16 protein-coding genes are annotated in these 17,273 nt (G+C 67.6%); 5 read left to right on the plus strand and 11 right to left on the minus strand.

What is annotated here, in order from left to right; genetic code table 11:
* Positions 1-8: 8 nt before the first annotated feature.
* A complete protein-coding gene (locus FBY31_RS07120) occupies positions 9-1,238 on the plus strand; it encodes a class I SAM-dependent methyltransferase (RefSeq protein ID WP_142038628.1) in 1,230 nt (409 codons plus the stop codon).
* Between the two features lie 26 nt (positions 1,239-1,264).
* Here FBY31_RS07120 and FBY31_RS07125 read toward each other — a convergent pair whose 3' ends face one another.
* Together FBY31_RS07125 and FBY31_RS07130 are read right to left on the minus strand one after the other, a co-directional pair.
* Positions 1,265-2,083, minus strand: a complete 819-nt coding sequence (locus FBY31_RS07125) for a shikimate 5-dehydrogenase (protein ID WP_268815629.1) — start codon at positions 2,081-2,083, stop codon at positions 1,265-1,267.
* An 88-nt stretch (positions 2,084-2,171) separates the two neighbouring features.
* Positions 2,172-3,617 carry a glycoside hydrolase family 3 N-terminal domain-containing protein gene (locus FBY31_RS07130; protein WP_142038631.1) on the minus strand — a complete coding sequence of 482 codons (1,446 nt, stop codon included), beginning with the start codon at positions 3,615-3,617 and terminating at the stop codon, positions 2,172-2,174.
* 385 nt (positions 3,618-4,002) lie between these two features.
* Between FBY31_RS07130 and FBY31_RS07140 the strand changes: the two genes are divergently transcribed.
* The gene (locus FBY31_RS07140) at positions 4,003-5,154 is read left to right on the plus strand and encodes a glutamate--cysteine ligase (protein ID WP_142038634.1); all 1,152 of its coding nucleotides are present in this window, start codon (positions 4,003-4,005) and stop codon (positions 5,152-5,154) included.
* Positions 5,155-5,187: 33 nt separating this feature from the next.
* Here FBY31_RS07140 and FBY31_RS07145 read toward each other — a convergent pair whose 3' ends face one another.
* From FBY31_RS07145 to FBY31_RS07185, 9 genes are all read right to left on the minus strand, one after another.
* Entirely contained in the window at positions 5,188-5,586 is a 399-nt protein-coding gene (locus FBY31_RS07145; protein WP_142038637.1) for an antibiotic biosynthesis monooxygenase family protein, read from the minus strand.
* An 84-nt stretch (positions 5,587-5,670) separates the two neighbouring features.
* Complete coding sequence (locus tag FBY31_RS07150) at positions 5,671-5,976, minus strand: cytoplasmic protein (protein WP_235012957.1); 306 nt, start codon at positions 5,974-5,976, stop codon at positions 5,671-5,673.
* A 180-nt stretch (positions 5,977-6,156) separates the two neighbouring features.
* Complete coding sequence (gene tsaD, locus FBY31_RS07155; protein ID WP_142038643.1) at positions 6,157-7,245, minus strand: tRNA (adenosine(37)-N6)-threonylcarbamoyltransferase complex transferase subunit TsaD; 1,089 nt, start codon at positions 7,243-7,245, stop codon at positions 6,157-6,159.
* Positions 7,242-7,733, minus strand: coding sequence for a ribosomal protein S18-alanine N-acetyltransferase (gene rimI, locus FBY31_RS07160; protein WP_142045149.1), 492 nt, complete (start codon positions 7,731-7,733; stop codon positions 7,242-7,244). Before rimI ends, tsaD begins: the two co-directional genes overlap by 4 nt.
* A 44-nt stretch (positions 7,734-7,777) precedes the next feature.
* Positions 7,778-8,449 (minus strand): tRNA (adenosine(37)-N6)-threonylcarbamoyltransferase complex dimerization subunit type 1 TsaB, encoded by a 672-nt coding sequence (gene tsaB, locus FBY31_RS07165; protein WP_142038645.1) that lies wholly within the window; start codon positions 8,447-8,449, stop codon positions 7,778-7,780.
* Entirely contained in the window at positions 8,449-9,096 is a 648-nt protein-coding gene (gene tsaE / locus FBY31_RS07170) for a tRNA (adenosine(37)-N6)-threonylcarbamoyltransferase complex ATPase subunit type 1 TsaE (RefSeq protein ID WP_142038648.1), read from the minus strand. Before tsaE ends, tsaB begins: the two co-directional genes overlap by 1 nt.
* Entirely contained in the window at positions 9,093-10,310 is a 1,218-nt protein-coding gene (gene alr / locus FBY31_RS07175) for an alanine racemase (protein WP_142038651.1), read from the minus strand. Before alr ends, tsaE begins: the two co-directional genes overlap by 4 nt.
* Before the next feature lie 84 nt (positions 10,311-10,394).
* Complete coding sequence (locus FBY31_RS07180; protein ID WP_235012958.1) at positions 10,395-11,459, minus strand: hypothetical protein; 1,065 nt, start codon at positions 11,457-11,459, stop codon at positions 10,395-10,397.
* A 16-nt stretch (positions 11,460-11,475) separates the two neighbouring features.
* Positions 11,476-12,567: a carbohydrate kinase family protein gene (locus FBY31_RS07185; RefSeq protein ID WP_142038658.1), complete on the minus strand. Its 1,092-nt coding sequence runs from the start codon at positions 12,565-12,567 to the stop codon at positions 11,476-11,478.
* A gap of 81 nt (positions 12,568-12,648) precedes the next feature.
* On the opposite strand from FBY31_RS07185, the gene FBY31_RS07190 reads away from it, so the two are divergent.
* The 3 genes from FBY31_RS07190 to FBY31_RS07200 all read left to right on the plus strand — a co-directional run bounded on the left by FBY31_RS07190 (position 12,649) and on the right by FBY31_RS07200 (position 17,189).
* Positions 12,649-14,073 carry a family 4 glycosyl hydrolase gene (locus FBY31_RS07190; protein ID WP_142038661.1) on the plus strand — a complete coding sequence of 475 codons (1,425 nt, stop codon included), beginning with the start codon at positions 12,649-12,651 and terminating at the stop codon, positions 14,071-14,073.
* Between the two features lie 77 nt (positions 14,074-14,150).
* Positions 14,151-15,416: a D-inositol-3-phosphate glycosyltransferase gene (gene mshA, locus FBY31_RS07195; RefSeq protein WP_142038662.1), complete on the plus strand. Its 1,266-nt coding sequence runs from the start codon at positions 14,151-14,153 to the stop codon at positions 15,414-15,416.
* Positions 15,417-15,512: 96 nt separating this feature from the next.
* The gene (locus FBY31_RS07200) at positions 15,513-17,189 is read left to right on the plus strand and encodes a formate--tetrahydrofolate ligase (RefSeq protein WP_142038666.1); all 1,677 of its coding nucleotides are present in this window, start codon (positions 15,513-15,515) and stop codon (positions 17,187-17,189) included.
* Positions 17,190-17,273 lie beyond the last annotated feature (84 nt).

Below are 17,273 nucleotides of genomic sequence, written 5' to 3' on the forward strand. Positions count from 1 at the left end.
TGGAACGCATGCCTCACGCTTCCCAGGACCAGATCGCGCCACTGCTCACTCCCGAAGGCTGGGACCTGCTGGCGTCGCTGGGCCCGTACCGGGAGGACACCTCCTTTGAGCTCAACTCGGCGCTGCGCAAGGCCGGGCACTCCCCCGAACTGGTCTCCGCCGTCCTGACCCAGTCCAGGCTCCGCACCAAGGCCGAAGCGAAGTTCGGCGAGTTCGCCCGGAGCATGCTGTTCACCCAGGCCGGACTGGAACAGGCAACCCGGTTCACCGTTGCCGCCCGCCACGCCCAGCGGTTCGCCCAAGCAGGAATCCGCCACGTGGCGGACCTGGGGTGCGGCCTGGCCGCCGACTCGCTGGCGCTGGCGTCGCTGGACATCAACGTCACCGCCGTGGAAATGGATGAGACGACGGCGGCCTGCGCCACGGTGAACCTCATCCCGTTCTCCAACGCCACGGTGGTCCATGCGGACGCCACCTCAGTTCCGCTGGAGGGGATCGACGGCGTCTGGCTGGATCCTGCCCGCCGGGTCACCTCCACGTCCGGCACCAAACGCATCTGGGATCCCGAGGCCTTTTCACCGCCGCTGTCCTTTGTTGAGTCCCTCGCGGCGTCCGGCCGCGCCGTCGGGGTCAAGATGGGGCCGGGCATGCCCCATGATTCCGTACCGGCCGGCTGTGAAGCCCAATGGGTTTCCGTGGCCGGGGACGTGACCGAAGTTGCGCTGTGGTTCAACGCCGTGCGCAGGCCCGGAATCCGCAGGGCCGCCCTGGTCCTGGGAGCCGGCGGTGCAGCCGAACTGACCAGCGGCGAAGACTTCGGCGCCGGTCCTGCCGCCCCGCTGGGTCCGGTGGAGGGCTACCTGTACGAGCCCGACGGTGCAGTGATCCGCGCGGGGCTGGTGGCCGACGTCGCGCACCAGCTGGGCGGGCACCTGGTGGACGAACACATTGCCTACATCTGCGCCCCGCAACTCGTGGACACGCCCTTCGCGCGGGCCTACAAAGTCCTGGAAGTGATGCCGTACAACGTCAAGGCGCTCAAGGCCTGGGTGAAGGCGGAGGGCATCGGCGTGCTGGACATCAAGAAGCGCGGCACCGCCGTCACGCCCGAGGAACTGCGCAAGCAGCTGCTCCCCGCCGGAAAGGCAGCTGCGAAAAGGGCCGGCAGCAAAACGGCCACCCTGGTCCTGACCCGCATCGGGGAGGACCGGGTGGCCATCGTGGTGGAGCCGGTCTAAGGCACTGCAGCACTCGGGACCTGCCGCTACTGGGCGCGCATGAACTCCTCGGCCACGCGCACCTGTTCAGGGGTGGGCCGTACGCCGGTGTAGAGCACAAACTGCTCCAGCGCCTGGATGGTGGCCACTTCCGCTCCGGTGATCACAGGCTTTCCGGCGGCACGTGCTGCCTTGATCAGCGGCGTCTCGGCGGGCAGGGCCACCACGTCGAAGACCACCCTGGCTGCGTCGACGGTCTCCTGCGGGAAGGCCAGGGTGTCCGATTCGGTTCCGCCGGCCATACCGATAGGTGTCACATTGATAATCAGATCCGCCGTTCCGCCGTTGAATTCCGGACGCCACTGGAACCCGTACTGTTCGGCGAGTGCCTGGCCGGCGGTTTCGTTCCGCGCGAGGACCGTGACGTCGGCGAACCCGGCGTCCCGGAGCGCGGCCACCGTTGCCTTGGCCATGCCGCCGGACCCCTGGACCAGCACGGAATAGCTCGTGGGGACGTTGTTGGACGCGAGGAGCTGTTCGATTGCGGTGTAGTCGGTGTTGTAGGCCTTGAGATGCCCGTCCGTGTTCACGATGGTGTTGACGGAGTCGATGGCCTTGGCCGAGGGGTCCATCTCGTCCACGAGGGCGATCACGTCCTCCTTGTACGGCATGGAGATGGCGCATCCGCGGATGCCCAGCCCGCGGACCCCGGCGATGGCCTGCGCAAGGTTGGTGGGGGCGAACGCCTTGTAGATCCAGTTCAGGTCAAGCTGCTCGTACAGGTGGTTGTGGAACCGGGTCCCGTTGTTGCTGGGCCGGGCCGAGAGCGAGATGCAGAGGGTCATGTCTTTATTCAGAATGGGCACTTGACCATTAAACGCGTTCCCGCCCGACTGACTGACAGACAACGCACTGAAGTCCGCGAATGACAACGTTAAGTGGGAGTCAGTTGGGCTAGGGGCACCCCGTGCCGGCCGGGAAGCTTCCGACGGCGGCAGGCAGCTTCCCGGGGGCCGTCGCGTGCCCGGCGAGGACGGCAGCGAGGGCGTCGAAAGCGGCCTGGGTGCGGCCGTACAGGGCTACCTTGACGGGCGCGGCAGCATCGTGCAGGGGCCATGGCGCGTCGAGGGCGACGGCGATGTCCCCTGCGGCGGCGCGGCCGCCGTAACCCAAGAGGCTGACCACGGGTCCGGAACCGACGGCGAGCCCGGCACGGGCGGCAGCAGCGGCGAACCGTTCCCTGTCCGCCGGGCTGCCTCCGGCCACCTGCACGCTGCCGGGCGTGAGTGGGCCGCTGCAGGGGCCGGATAGAACAGTTACCGCCGCGGCCGAGACCCTGGCGGAGAGCGCAGCCCCGCTCCCGGCCGCTGTGCCTGGCGGCGCACCGGTCCCGGCTGCTGCCCGGCCCTGCCAGGTCATCATGGTTGCCACCCGCAGGGCGGCTTCATCGAGCCGGGCGGCGGGGAGGGCACCGGAGGCTACGGCACCAACGATGGCAGCGTGGGCCTGCTGGACATCCGCGGGCATGAGCAGGAGGTCGGCGCCCGCGGCCAGCGCCTTCACGGCGGCGGACCCTGCCGGGTACTGCTTGTTCACGGCTCCCATGTTCAGGGCGTCAGTCACTGCCACGCCCTTGAAGCCGAGTCCCCGCAGTGCGGCGTAAGTGGGGGCGGAGAGCGACGCCGGGACCCCGGGTTCCAGGGCAGGCACGGCTATGTGGCCGGTCATCACCATGGGTGCTCCGGCGGCGATCGCGGCCTGGAAGGGCTTCCAGTCGCGCGCTTGAAGTTCGGCCACGGTGGCCGGCTGCGAGGGAAGATCCAGGTGCGAATCAGCCGTGACGGACCCGTGCCCGGGGAAATGCTTGATAGTGGGCAGCACTCCCGCGGCCAGCATGCCCTGGGAGAAGGCCACACTCAAACCTGCGGCTGCACCCGGGTCTCCGGACATGGAGCGGGCGCCGATGGTGGGATCCCTCGGGCCGATGGTGACGTCGGCGTCCGGTGCGAAATCCGTGTTGAAGCCCAGCGGCACCAGCTCACCGGCCAGCCCCTGCCCCGCCTCCCGTGCCAGTGGGCCGCTGCCCGCAGCGCCGTAGCTCATGGGCGCCGGCCATTCCGTCAGCGGCGCCCCCAGACGGGCCACCATCCCGCCCTCCTGGTCGAGGCCGATGATCCCGGGCCACGGCCTGCCGTCCGCCCTGGTGGCCTGGGCGAGCCGCTGGTTGATCGCGGTCATGGCGGCGAGGTCCACCTTCCCCTGCGGGTCAAGCGGGACGTTGTCGCCCATGATGATGGACCCGGCCAGGTGCAGGCGTTCGACGACGGCGGCATGGGCGGCGGGGTCCGTGCCGGTAAAGAAGGGAAGGAGGACCTGGCCGGCCTTCTGTTCGGGCGACATCACGGCAACCATCGCGGCAGCGGCGTCCTGGTCCCGCTGCTGCGGGCCCCACCCCAAGGCCTGCGAGCCCGGGTCCGCCGTGGCAGAAGGTGACGGGGAATCAGTGCCAGGTGCCGGCGTCGTCCGCGGTGAAGCGGAACGTGGGGCGGTCGTGGCCGGCGCCTGTCCGGGGACAGGTGCCGGGGCGGTGGTGCAGGATGCGAGTGCTACCGCAGCGGAGGCTGCAGCCAGGACGGGGAAGGATTTGTGAAAACTGTCACGCAGGTGTTGGAACGGGGCCATCAATACGATGCTACCCCTGCACTAGACTTGAACCATCCGTGCGCCTGCCAGCAGCAGCCTGTCAGCGGGGTGCTCAGCGGCAAACCGGACAGTGAGGAAACGCGTGAAGATCGACTTCGCTGCATCGAGGCAATCGACCCTCGGTGTGGAATGGGAGCTCGCGCTGGTGGACGGCCAAACCGGTGAACTCGCCTCCGTCGCCAACCAGGTGCTGCGCGGAGTGGCCTCCCGGCACCCTGAGCTGAACGAGGATGACGAGCACCCGCACATCAAGCAGGAACTGCTGCTGAACACCGTTGAGCTGGTCACCGGCATCTGCGAAACCGCCGGCGAAGCCAAGGAGGACCTCAGCCGCTCCCTCGCTGCGGTCCGTGAAATCACTGACCCCATGGGCGTGGAACTCTTCTGCGCCGGCAGCCATCCGTTCAGCCCGCCCCAGCTGCAGCCCGTCACGGACAAGGCCCGGTACGCCAAACTCATCGACCGCACCCAGTGGTGGGGCCGCCAGATGGTCATTTACGGCGTCCACGTGCACGTGGGGCTGGACCGCCGCGAGAAGGCGCTTCCCGTGCTGGACGGGCTGGTCAACTACTTCCCGCATTTCCAGGCACTCTCTGCGTCCAGCCCGTTCTGGGGCGGGGAGGACACCGGCTACGCATCACACCGCGCCCTGATGTTCCAGCAGCTGCCCACCGCCGGCCTGCCTTTCCAGTTCCGCTCCTGGGAAGAATACGAGTCCTATGTGCAGGACATGTTCACCACCGGGGTGATTGATACCCTCTCGGAAATCCGCTGGGACATCCGGCCTGTGCCGAACCTGGGCACTATCGAGATGCGCATCTGCGACGGCCTGGCCACCCTGGAGGAAGTGGGCGCCATCGCGGCCCTGACCCAGTGCCTGGTGGATGAGTTCTCCACCACCCTGGACAACGGCGGGACCATCCCCACCATGCCGCCCTGGCATATACAGGAGAACAAGTGGCGGGCCGCGCGTTACGGCCTGGATGCCATCATCATCCTGGACGCGGCGGGCAAGGAGCAGCTGGTCACTGACCACCTGCTCGAAACCCTGAACCGGCTTGAGCCAGTGGCCGCGAAGCTGGGTTGCCCGGATGAGCTGGCCGACGTCGAAAAGATCATCCGCCGTGGTGCGGGATACCAGCGCCAGCGCCGGGTGGCCGCCGAGCACGGCGGGGACCTCCAGGCCGTGGTGCTGGACCTCGTCAAGCAGATGCGGAACGGCCCCACCGCCTGACGGTTGCCTTCCAGCCGAACGATGAGGTAGTTGTCAGGAATCCAGCCCCATGTCCGTCAGCTCCTCACCGAGAACCAGTTCCAGTGTGGAAATTTGCATGTCATCCAGATGTTCTTTCATCCGCGCGATCATTGCCGGAAAATCCGGCCGGGACCTGAACTCCTCGATCGCTTCCCGACTCTCCCACACGGCGTAGCTGAGATAGCTCCCGGGCTGCCTGAGATCGCGAAGTAGCCGTGGACGCTGAAGAAGCCCACGAATTGGAGGATCCACATCCTTTACGCCCGATTCCGCGAACGCCCTTGCGAATGCCTCCTCGTGACCCGGTTTCACTGACCAGCGGCCGGAGGTATAGAACCTTCCGACGAAACCCTCGCGTCCGAGAGTCGGTACATCGGACTGCAGAGGCAGGTCATTGCCTGTCGCACTCATCAGCTGCTCCTTCTACTCGTCAAAGGGATCACGGAGAGACCGAAATCAGGGGGGGAGAGGATTGGGCGCGCGGGGGGGCATTTCCTAGGGCTCGACTGGTCCCAGTTGCTCCGCTTCATCGTCTGCAGCCCGCGGGGATTCCTTGAGCTCCACAAAGAACGTATGCGTGTCTGTTTCTCCGATGTTTTCCCCGGAATGGTGCTGGGCCGGCAACCACCGGGCGACTCCGGCGGGCAGCTCCACATCCACGGACTTTCCGTTCGAAGAAATACGGCGACGGAAAGCACTGACCGTAATCATCACGCTGTCGGGGTGACTGTGCTCTGTGGTGGTATGTCCGGGTGAGTCGCTGTACTCAAGCACGCGGACACGTTCGTTTTCAAAAGCCACCCGATAATTCGCTGGGTTCGTCTCAACGGGATCCTCTTCCATGGACGGAATATACGCCGGCAGAGGCATCAGGACCAGAGGCTTCTGAGTTCCACACCCACGCTGTATGCCGGCAGGACGGAATGCCTGCTTGACGAAAAACATAGGGGCACCCCGCTGCCCCTCCTCCCCGCGCGGGGTTCAGGCGGGGAGGGACACCGCTGTAACCGGCATGGACGAGTCGGGGGCGAACCCGGTTCCGCTCGGTGCCACCCCGGCCATCACCAGCTGCGCACCCAGTGCCGCCACCATGGCGCCGTTGTCCGTGCAAAGGTCCAGCGGTGGCACGTGCAGCCTGATCCCGGCGGAGGCGCAGCGCTGTCCGGTCAGCTCGCGGAGCCTCGAGTTTGCCGCCACACCGCCGCCCAGCAGCACATTCGTGATCCCGTGCTCCCGGCACGCCAGCACGGCCTTGGAGGAGATGATGTCCACCACGGCTTCCTGGAAAGCGGCTGCAATGTCCGCGACCGGAACTTCCTGGCCGCGCGCCTCAAACTGCTCAACGCACCGGGCCACCGCCGTCTTGAGACCGCTGAAGGACCAGTCGTAACGGTGCGGGCCGGGTTCATCGGCGGTGCCCATGTACTTGGGCTGGCTGAGGCCGCGGGGGAAGCGGATGGACTTGGGGTTGCCGGTACGGGCCATCTTGTCGATGGCGGGCCCGCCCGGGTAGCCGAGGCCAAGGATGCGGGCCACCTTGTCGTACGCTTCGCCGGCTGCGTCGTCGATGGTGGAGCCGAGGAGGACCACGTCGTCGGTGATGCTGTTGATCTTCAGGATTTCGGTATGCCCGCCGGAGACCAGCAGGGCGCCGAGGTTTTGGGGCAGCTCGGGCGCTTGCCCTTCCTTGCCGTCGAGCAGGCCCACGCCCACGTGCGCGACGAGATGGTTGATGGCGTAGAGCGGCTTTCCGGTGGCCACAGCGAGTGCCTTGGCAGCACAGACACCAACCATGAGGGCGCCGGCCAGACCGGGGCCCGAGGTGACGGCGATGGCATCCACCTCGTCAAGCGTTACACCGGCGTCCGAGAGCGCCTGCTCGAGGGTGGGGACGAAGGCATCGAGGTGGGCGCGTGAGGCGATTTCGGGGATGACCCCGCCGAACCGGACATGCTCGTCCATTGAGGAAGAGACGGTGTTGGTCAGGAGGGCGGTCCCCCGGACAATGCCCACGCCGGTTTCGTCGCAGGACGATTCGATGCCGAGCACCAAGGGCTGCGGGCGGTTCATGGCTGGCCTGCTTCCGGTGATGGGTGGTTTCCTGTTTCCTGTTCCGCTTCCGGGCCGGCGGGGCCCGTCAGCTGGAGCCGCATGATGAGGGCGTCAACGCCGTCGCGGTAATAGCGGGGGCGGACGTGGATCTGTTCGAATCCGAAGCGCAGGTACAGCTGCTGGGCCCGCGGGTTGTCGGCCCGGACCTCCAGGAGGAGATCGGCGGCGTACCTGCGGCGCGCCTCCTCGATCAGGCTGGTCAGCAGTGCGGTGCCAATACCGCGCCCTTCGTATTCAGGTACGACGGCGATAGTCTGCACGTCCGCGATGGGTTCGATGCACATCAGCCCGGCATAGCCCACAATGCCGTCGCTGCCCTCAGCTACGAGGTACCAGCGGGTTTCCGGCTGGGCCAGCTCGTCATAGAACATGTGCAGGGGCCAGGCATCCACCGGGAAAAGCCGCTGCTCCAGGACGCTGACCGCGATGACGTCGTCGGGGGTCATCTCCCGCACTGCGACGCCGTGGTTACTGATATCCGGGGCGGTGCTCACAGGGCCCTCTTCCTGGGTCCGGGGACCTGGGCGTCGGATTCGCGCAGGTACAAAGGCGTGGAGTCCAGGAGTTCACCGCCTGCGGCGAGCCGGGCCAGCGCGAACTGGCCCAGGTACAGGGCGTCCGGCTGTTCGCGGGCGAATTCCGGGTCCGCTTTCAGGGTGTCTGCGTAGAGCCCGGACCCGGCACCGTAGGCGGGAAGATCCGGCAGGTCCGCCGCGAAGCTGACGTGCGGGCCGTCCTCCAATACGGGAAGCTGTCCTTCCGTGAGGCTGTAGCGGGCCCAGTAGACCTCTTTGCGCCGCGCGTCCGTCACCACCAGGAATTCCGGGGCGGCGGCGGTGGATTCCGCGACTTCCAGGGCCACGGCGTCCAGGCTCATCAGCCCGTACAGGGGCTTGCCCCAGACGAAGGACAGGGTTCGCGCGGTGGCGATTCCGGACCGGAGCCCGGTAAACGGGCCCGGGCCGACGCCGACCACCAGGGCATCGATCTCAGCTCCGCCCACGCCGGCCTCAAGGAGCATTTTCTCAATCCCGGGAGCAAGAACCTCCGCGTGGCTGCGGGTGTCCTCGGTGGAGAAGCTGGCCACCACGCCTTCCAGTGCGTCATCCGAGACGAGCGCCGCGCTGGCCACGGCGGAAGTGTCGATGGCGAGGATAAGCATCAGGGTTTCCCTTCGAAGGTGGCCACCGGGTCCGGGACGGCCGGCCAGCGCGGGCCGTAGCCGCGCATCACGATGGTCCGGGGCTCATCCGTGTCCCCATTTTCGAAATCAAGCATTTCGCCGCCTGTCATTCTGCCGGTACCCGCACTGCCATCCGCGCCGACAGCACCCACTCCAATAGCCTGAAGTCCAGTAGCCCGGTGCAGGTCAATTTCCAGCCTGCTCTCGCTGAGGTGCTCCACCCGGTCGTGGCCCCATTCGACCACCGTCACGGACGAATCAAGGGTGTTCTCAAGGTCGATATCGTCGATTTCGGCTGCCGAGCCCAGCCGGTACGCGTCCACATGCACCAGGTCCGGTCCGCCGGGACGGGGCCCGTCCGGCAGGTTGGGGTGGATGCGGACCAGGACGAAGGTAGGGGAAATGACGCCGGAACGCACACCCAGCCCCTCCCCCAGCCCCTGCGTGAAGGTCGTTTTCCCCGCACCCAGCTCGCCGGAAAGCACCAGCAGGTCCCCGGCTTCCAGGACGCCCGCAAGGCGCACGCCGAGGTTATGCGTCTGTTCCGCCGTCGTCGCCGTTAACGTCTTTTCCCAGTTGGGCCGCGCCTCGGGACTGTTCTCCGCGGGCTGGTTGGACGAGCTCATGCGGCCCCCTCCCCACCATGCCCGGCGGCGGGCTGTTCGTTGATGAAGCGGCGCGGAACCCGCGGGCTGATCCGGGTCACAATCTCGTAGTTGATGGTTCCGGCGGAGCGTGCCCAGTCATCAGCAGTGGGGCCGCCGTCCGCTCCGTCGCCGAACAGCTGTGCTTCGGCGCCCAGCAGCCCTGCACCTCCTGGGCCAACATCGCCGAGGTCGATTACCATCTGGTCCATCGCGATCCGCCCCACCACGGGGTAGGTCCTGCCGGCTACCCGGACCGGGCCGCCGGTGGCGACGCGTGGAATCCCGTCGGCATAGCCCACCGGAATCAGGCCCAGGGTGCTGGGGCCGCTCGTGTGGTACCGGAGGCCGTAGGACACGCCCTGCCCGTCCGGCACCTCCTTGCACTGGGACACCACAGTCCGCAGCTCCATTGCCGGCCGCAGTCCCAGCTCGGCCGAGGTCTGGCCGGCAAAGGGCGACAGTCCGTAAATGCCCAGGCCCACCCGGACCAGGTCAAAGTGCGTGTCGGGACGGGACAGCGTGGCCGGGGTGTTGGCCAGGTGCCGGACTTCGGGGTCTACCCCCGCGTCCTCCGCAACCGCCAGCACTTCCCGGAACGCGGCGAGCTGCTGATCGGTCTCGGGGCGTTCCGGCTCATCGGCGACTGCGAGGTGCGAGAAGATTCCCACCACGCGCAGCAGCCCCTGGTCCTGGTATTCCATCGCTTCGCCCACCAAGTGGTCCCAGGTATCAAGCGTCGCGCCGTTGCGTCCAAGGCCGGTGTCAACCTTCAGGTGGATCCGGGCCGGGCGCTCCTGTTCCCGGGCCGCCGCGACAATGCGATCGAGCTCCCAGCCGGAGCATCCTATGTCGACGCCGGCCGCCACCGCGGCGCCGAAGTTGCTTTCCGTGGTGTGCAGCCAGGCGAGCAGCGGCACGTCGATTCCGGCGGCCCGCAGAGCCAAGGCCTCGGAGATGTGGGCGACGCCCAGCCATGCTGCGCCCGCTTCAAGGGCCGCCCGGGCCACCGGGACCGCGCCATGTCCGTAAGCATCAGCCTTCACCACGGCCATCACCTTCGCCGGGGACGCTGCTGCGGCCAGCCGGCGGACGTTGTGCCGGATGGCATCAAGGTCGATGACGGCGGACCTTTCGTCGCGGGGGTCCTGTGCGAGCGCAGCGTCGAAATCACCGGTTGTAGCGGGGTAAGTCACCTTAGTGATTCTAGTGCTGGCGCTTCGGGCCAAATAATCACGGCTGGCCGCGCCGGGCTCCGGAGTGGCCACCCGCGGAACGGCCTACCGCACAGGGGCGCCAATCTGCGGGACAGATCCGGAACGTGCCGGGCCCCAGGTGCTGAGCAGGGCAAGCCCTGCTGCTGCCGCCGCGCTGAGTACCACCGCCCCCAGCCAGAGCGAGATGGGCCAGCGGATCCCGTCCACCAGCCCGAAGGCCACCAACTGGCCGGTCCACACCAGCGCCGCAAGTCCGGCGGTGACTGCCGGCAACGGCCGGCCCAGCCAGACTTTCGGCAACCAGGCAAGCAGGACATCTGCCAACACTGCCGCCACCGTGGCGCCGGCAGCTCCTGCGATGGTCGTGGGACGCAAACCAATCATCACCGCAGGCAGCCAGGCGACGGTTGCAACCAGCATTGTGACTATCCCTCGGACAGGGCGGCCGGCCGCGGAGAGCGTAAAGAGGAAGGGAGCGACGATCAGCGCGGTGGTCAGCAGGTAACTCGCCAGGGTGACGATCACCGGCATCTCAGACTGTAAGCGGCCAGGGCTGCCGATCGGCATCGGGATGAAGAGGGCTGTCGGCCCGGACCGGACGAAGGCGGAGCAGTAGATGAGGAAGAACGCACCCAGCCCGGTCATCAGGACGACGGCCAGAAGCTCCCCCGTCGTCCATTCAAAGCTGCCGGCCCGGCTGGCCGAGCGTGCACTCCGAACTGCAGTGCCCAGGATAAGCAAGAGGCTGAACCCCAGCAACAGGTGGGTCGGACTGACCAGGGCATCGAGGGAAATTTCGATCCCCAAGGTTTCGTGCCATACCAGGTCCAAGCCGCCGGCAACGGCAAAAAGGGCGACACCCACCATGGTCCCCCGGTAGCCGGCCGGGATGGCCTCCGAGAGCGGCTGCCCGGGAGCGCGGTTCCTCCAGATCACCCAAGCGGTCCACAGCGCCGTCACGGCCATGCCGGAGTAGAGGGCAGCGTGCCACGGCGTGAAAAACGTCTCCAGCCCGGGAAGGTTCAGGTGCGCCCAGCCGTCCAGGAAGACGGCCAGCAGCAGCCATAGACCCAGCAGCTGCGTCACCAGATCGCGGAACCGGCCCGTCTTGAGGTCGCCGCGTGCCATGTCAATCATCGTCGCGTCACGCGTCCGAGAGGTGCGCGATGGTGGCGGCTGCCCTGCGCTGGGCCGCGAGCGGGACGTCCTGGATGACATCCGCGAGGAAGCCGAAGCGCCGCAACCACTGACTGGTCTGCCGTTCCGGCCGGGCGTTGGCACGTTTCCACCAGTCTGCGATGTCGCCCCAGCCAGGGGCGGCAAGGGATCCCCCCACTTCCTGCACGGCCAGCGAGGCACAGAGGTTCGCGAAACGCAGCCTGTTCCCCAGCGGCCATCCGGCCAGGCTCCCAACGATGAAGGCGGCGTCGAAACAGTCTCCGGCGCCGGTGGGGTCAAACGCCTTGACGGGCAGGGACGGCACCCACTCCTCCTCCCCCGTTTCCGAATCCACCGCCATGGCACCCTGCGGCCCGAGCGTCACCACGGCCACCGGAACACGGTCGGCCAGCGCGTACAGGGCAGTCCAGGGATCGTCCTTGCCCGTGAAGGCCATGGCCTCGCGCTGGTTGGGCAGGAAGGCGTGGAAGTACTGCAGGTTCTCCAGCCTGACCGGCGCCCACACGCCGCTGGGATCCCACCCGACATCGCCGAACAGCTTCACCCCCGACTGGTACGCCGCCTTGGCCCACGGCTCCACTTCCAGCCCCACTTCGGCGATGCCGGCGAGCGCGGCAGGCGGATCGCCGATGAGCTCCGAGGACGTCACGGGCGCGGCATGGCCATGGGTGACCAGCGACCGGTCCTTGTCCACGCACAGCGAGACGGTGACCGGTGAGTGCCAGCCCGGCACCTTCCGCGACAGGCTCAGGTCCACGTGCTCCTGGCTGGCCAGGATTTTCCAGTTGAAGTCCCCGTAGCCATCATCACCGAAGGCCGCCGCCAGGCCTGTGCGCAAGCCCAGCCGCGCCGCGGCGATCGCCTGGTTCGCCACGCCGCCCGGGCAGCTGCCCATGCCGTCGCTCCAGATTTCCGTGCCCGGTTCGGGCCCATGGGGAAGACCGGTGAAGATGATGTCCTGGAACACGGTCCCGGCGAGCAGCACGTCGAAGCCGGCGTCCGAGGGCGACCGGACTGCGGCCAGGGGATCGAACGGGCGTGCTGGGATCGCGTCCATGTCCGCACACTACGCCCTGCGGTGCACCGGCGGTAGGGGCCGCCATGGGTACTGTGGACAGCCACGCCTAGACTGCTGGTTATGCGGCTTCTGATCGTAGGTGGCGGGGGTTTCCGGGTTCCGTTGATCTACCGGGCGCTCGTCTCCGGCCCCTTCTCCGGCGTGGTCACCGAACTGGTGCTGCACGACGTGGACCCCTCCCGCCTGGATGCGGTGACGGCGGTCCTGCGGAGCATGCCTGTCCCGGACGTTCGCGTGCCGGTCCTTCCTGCCACTGACCTCCCCAGGGCGTTGACGGATACGCAGATGGTGTTTGCCGCCATCCGGCCCGGCGGCACTGCCGGCCGGGTGGCGGATGAACGGGTTGCGCGGGACCTGGGCGTCCTGGGTCAGGAAACCACCGGGGCCGGCGGCATCTCCTACGCCCTCCGGACCATCCCGCACATGATGGACCTCGCGCGCCTCATGAAGGAACACTGCCCGGAGGCGTGGCTCATCAACTTCACCAACCCCGCGGGCATGGTCACCGAGGCGCTCCTGCCCGAGCTCCGCCGGCGCGTCATCGGGATCTGCGACTCCGCGGGCGGCCTGGTGCAGCGGGCGGCCCGGGCAGCCGGCGTGATCCTGCCCGAGCAAAGGCTCGACGGCGTGGGCTACTACGGGCTGAACCATCTGGGCTGGCTCTACCGGCTGGAGTCCGAAGGGGCTGACGTGCTGCCGGGCCTGCTGTCAGACCCGCACGCCCTTCAGTCCTTTGAAGAGGGCAGGTTGTTCCCGCAGCCGTTCCTTGCCAGGCTGCGTGCCCTTCCCAATGAGTACCTGTATTACTACTACGAGCAGGACAAGGCGCGGGAAGCCATGCGGACCATGGCGCAGACCCGCGGCGAGAGCATCCACAGCCAGCAGCAGGAGCTTTATCCGCGGCTTGCTGCCGCGGGTGCGGAGGCATTCGGGTTGTGGGAGGCAGCCCGCCGCTCCCGGGAGGAAGGTTACCTGGCCGAAGCCCGCGGGAAGGACGAACGGCGCAACGAGGACGACCTCGCCGGGGGCGGATACGAGCGGGTGGCGCTGGCAGCCATGCGGGCCCTGGCGGGAACCGGGGAGGCGCAGCTGATCCTTAATACGCGCAACACCGTGCCTTCAGGCGGCACCGGGGCGCCGGCAGGTTCCCAGCCAGCCGCTGCTGCGCCAGCCACCCCTGCAGCGGCCATTCCGGGGCTGCCGCCGGACGCCGTCGTCGAACTTCCCTGCACGGTGACCGCCGACGGCGCGCTGCCGCTGCCCCAGCAGGCTCCCCCGGCGGAGCAGCTTCACCTGCTGCAGCAGGTGAAGGAAGTGGAACGGCTGACGGTGCGGGCGGTAGCGGACAATGACCGGGATGCCGCGCTGCAGGCTTTCGCCCGGCACCCGCTCGTGGCATCCGAAGCACTCGGCGCGGCCCTGTTGGCAGGTTACGAGCAGGCGTTTCCTACCCTGGGGAAGATGTGGCGCGGCGGTGGACGTTGACACAGGAGTAGTGTTTTATCGAATGCCCAGCACTGATCCGGCGCGCTAAACTGCGCCGGCGGCCGGAAGGAGGTCCCGTGGCGCCTGTCCGCAGGGTGGCGTTACTGTCCCTCCACACCTCCCCCATGGAGCAGCCGGGTTCCGGCGACGCCGGCGGGATGAACGTCTACATCCGTGAACTGGCCTCCGCGCTGGCCGAGGCAGGCGTGGAAGTGGAGATCTTCACGCGGGCCACCTCCGCCCACCAGCCCGCCGTCGAACACCCGGATCCCGGTGTCTGCGTCCACAACGTCCTGGCCGGGCCGCCGAGGAAGATCCCCAAGGAAGAACTCCCCGGCCTCCTGCACCACATGGTGGAGGAGATGGAGCTGATCCGGGGCCGGCAGCCGCACGGGCATTACGACGTCATCCACTCGCACTACTGGGTGTCCGGGATCGCCGGCCTGGAGCTTTCCGAACTGTGGGGCGTGCCGCTGGTCCACACCATGCACACCATGGCCAAGGTCAAGAATCTCCTGCTCGAGTCCGGTGAGCAGCCCGAGCCGCGGCGCCGCGAACTGGGTGAGCACCGGATCGTGGACGGGGCCGCGCGGCTTATCGCCAACACCAGTTCCGAAGCCGCCGAGCTGGTGTCACATTACGGGGCCACGTACGAACGGATCGACATTGCGCCGCCCGGAGTGGACCTGAGCATCTTCACTCCTGCCTTCCGGGCCCGGTCAAGGACTGAACGGGGCATCAGCCCGGACACGTTCCACCTGGTTTTCGCCGGCCGGATCCAGCGGCTCAAGGGGCCGCAGGTCCTGGTGAAGGCAGGTGCGCTGCTGCGGAGCCGGCGCCCGGACATCAACCTCCGGCTCACCATCCTGGGCTCCTTGAGCGGGAACAAGGAATTCAACCTGCGGCGCCTGGTAGCGGAGGCTGGCATGGACGACGTCGTCACGCAGCTTCCGCCGGTGAAGGCACCTGAGCTTGCCGGCTGGTTCCGTTCGGCGGACGTGGTGGTGATGCCCTCCTACAGCGAGTCCTTCGGGCTGGTGGCGCTCGAAGCCCAGGCCTGCGGCACGCCCGTGGTGGCCACCCGGGTGGGCGGGCTGTCCCGGGCCATCTTCCATGGCAGGACCGGGCTCCTGGTGGACGGGCACCACGCCGCCGACTGGGCGGATGCGCTGGAGGCTTTGTACGACGACCCCGTGACCCGCGAAGACATGGGCAGGGCAGCGGCCATCCGGGCCCAGAACTCAGGGTGGCAGCGCACGGCTGCGATCACGCTGGAAAGCTACCATGCCGCCGTCGACAATTCTGTGCGGCCCCGCCTGATCACCGCCCTGCCAGCGTCCTGAGTCGGCGCCATGCCCCTGCGCAACTGTTAGCTTAGGGGCAGGTGTCCCAGCTCAGGGGCAGGTGTCCGGCGCAGGCCGGCGCAGGAAAGGACAAAGATGTCTGGTCTTTCGACTGATCTTGAGATAGCCAGGGCTGCCCGGATCCGGCCCATCGACGAGATTGCCGCTGCCGCCGGAATCAACCCGGATGCCCTGGAGCGGTACGGGCGGTATAAGGCGAAGATTGACCCGGCCAGGCTGACTGCGCCCGCTCCGCACGGCAAGGTAGTGCTGGTCTCGGCCATGTCCCCCACCCCGGCTGGTGAAGGAAAGTCCACTACCACGGTGGGGCTCGGCGATTCCTTGGCACGCGCCGGGCACCGGGTGATGATCGCCCTGCGGGAGCCGTCGCTGGGCCCGGTCCTCGGGATGAAGGGCGGAGCGACGGGCGGTGGATATTCGCAGGTGCTGCCCATGGATGAAATCAACCTGCACTTCACCGGCGACTTCCATGCCGTGACGTCGGCCAACAATGCGCTGATGGCCTTGGTGGACAACCACATCTACCAGGGCAACGAGCTGAACATCGATCCCCGGCGGATGACCTTCAAACGGGTCCTGGACATGAACGACCGGGCCTTGCGTCAGGTGGTGATCGGCCTGGGCGGGCCGACGCAGGGAGTCCCCCGCGAGGACGGGTTCGACATCACGGTGGCATCCGAGATCATGGCCGTCTTCTGCCTCGCGACGGACCTGGCCGACCTCCGCGGGCGCCTGGGGCGGATCACCTTCGGCTACACGTTTGACCGCTCCCCTGTCACGGTGGCCGACCTCGGGGTGCAGGGGGCATTGACCCTGCTCCTGAAGGAAGCCATCAAACCCAACCTGGTGCAGACCATCGCCGGGACGCCGGCTTTGGTCCATGGCGGTCCTTTCGCAAATATCGCCCACGGCTGCAATTCGCTGATTGCCACGCAGACGGCCAGGCGGCTGGCGGACATCGTTGTGACGGAAGCCGGTTTTGGGGCGGACCTGGGCGCTGAGAAGTTCATGGACATCAAGGCGCGGTTTGGCGGGCTGGCCCCTTCCGCGGTGGTGGTGGTGGCCACCGTGCGGGCCCTGAAAATGCAAGGCGGAGTGGCGAAGGACCAGCTCACTCTTCCTGATCTGGTGGCCTTGGAGGCCGGAGTGGCAAACCTGCGCCGGCACGTGCGGAACGTGGAGAAGTTTGGCGTGACGCCGGTGGTGGCCATCAACAGGTTCTCCTCCGACTCGAAGGAGGAACTCGACTGGCTGCTGGCGTGGTGTGCGGCGGAGGGCGTCCAGGCCGCCGTCGCCGATGTGTGGGGTCGCGGCGGCGGGGGCGACGGCGGTGATGAACTCGCGGCCCTCGTAGCCCGGGTTGTGGCTGGCCCGAACAGCTTCCGCCACCTGTACCCGCTGGAGTTGCCAGTGGAGGAGAAGATTCGGACCATCGCGCAGGAAATCTATGGTGCCGACGGGGTTGAGTTTTCCGTGCCGGCCCTGAAGCGGCTGGCCGATATCGAGCGGAACGGCTGGTCCCAGCTGCCGGTCTGCATGGCCAAGACCCAGTACTCGTTCACGGACGACGCCTCACGCCTCGGTGCACCCAAGGGTTTCACCATCCACGTGCGGGACCTCCTGCCCAAGACCGGTGCAGGGTTCATCGTGGCGCTGACCGGAGCGGTGATGACCATGCCCGGCCTGCCCGCCGCCCCGGCCGCCATGCGAATGGACGTGGACGACGCCGGCAACCCTGTCGGCCTCACCTAACCCCCACGCCCCATCACCTCCCGCACCCTTCCCACCAACGCCCCATCACCTCCCGCACCCTTCCCACCAACGCCCCATCACCTC

It is taken from the genome of Arthrobacter sp. SLBN-100 (genome assembly GCF_006715305.1).
Classification (GTDB): domain Bacteria; phylum Actinomycetota; class Actinomycetes; order Actinomycetales; family Micrococcaceae; genus Arthrobacter.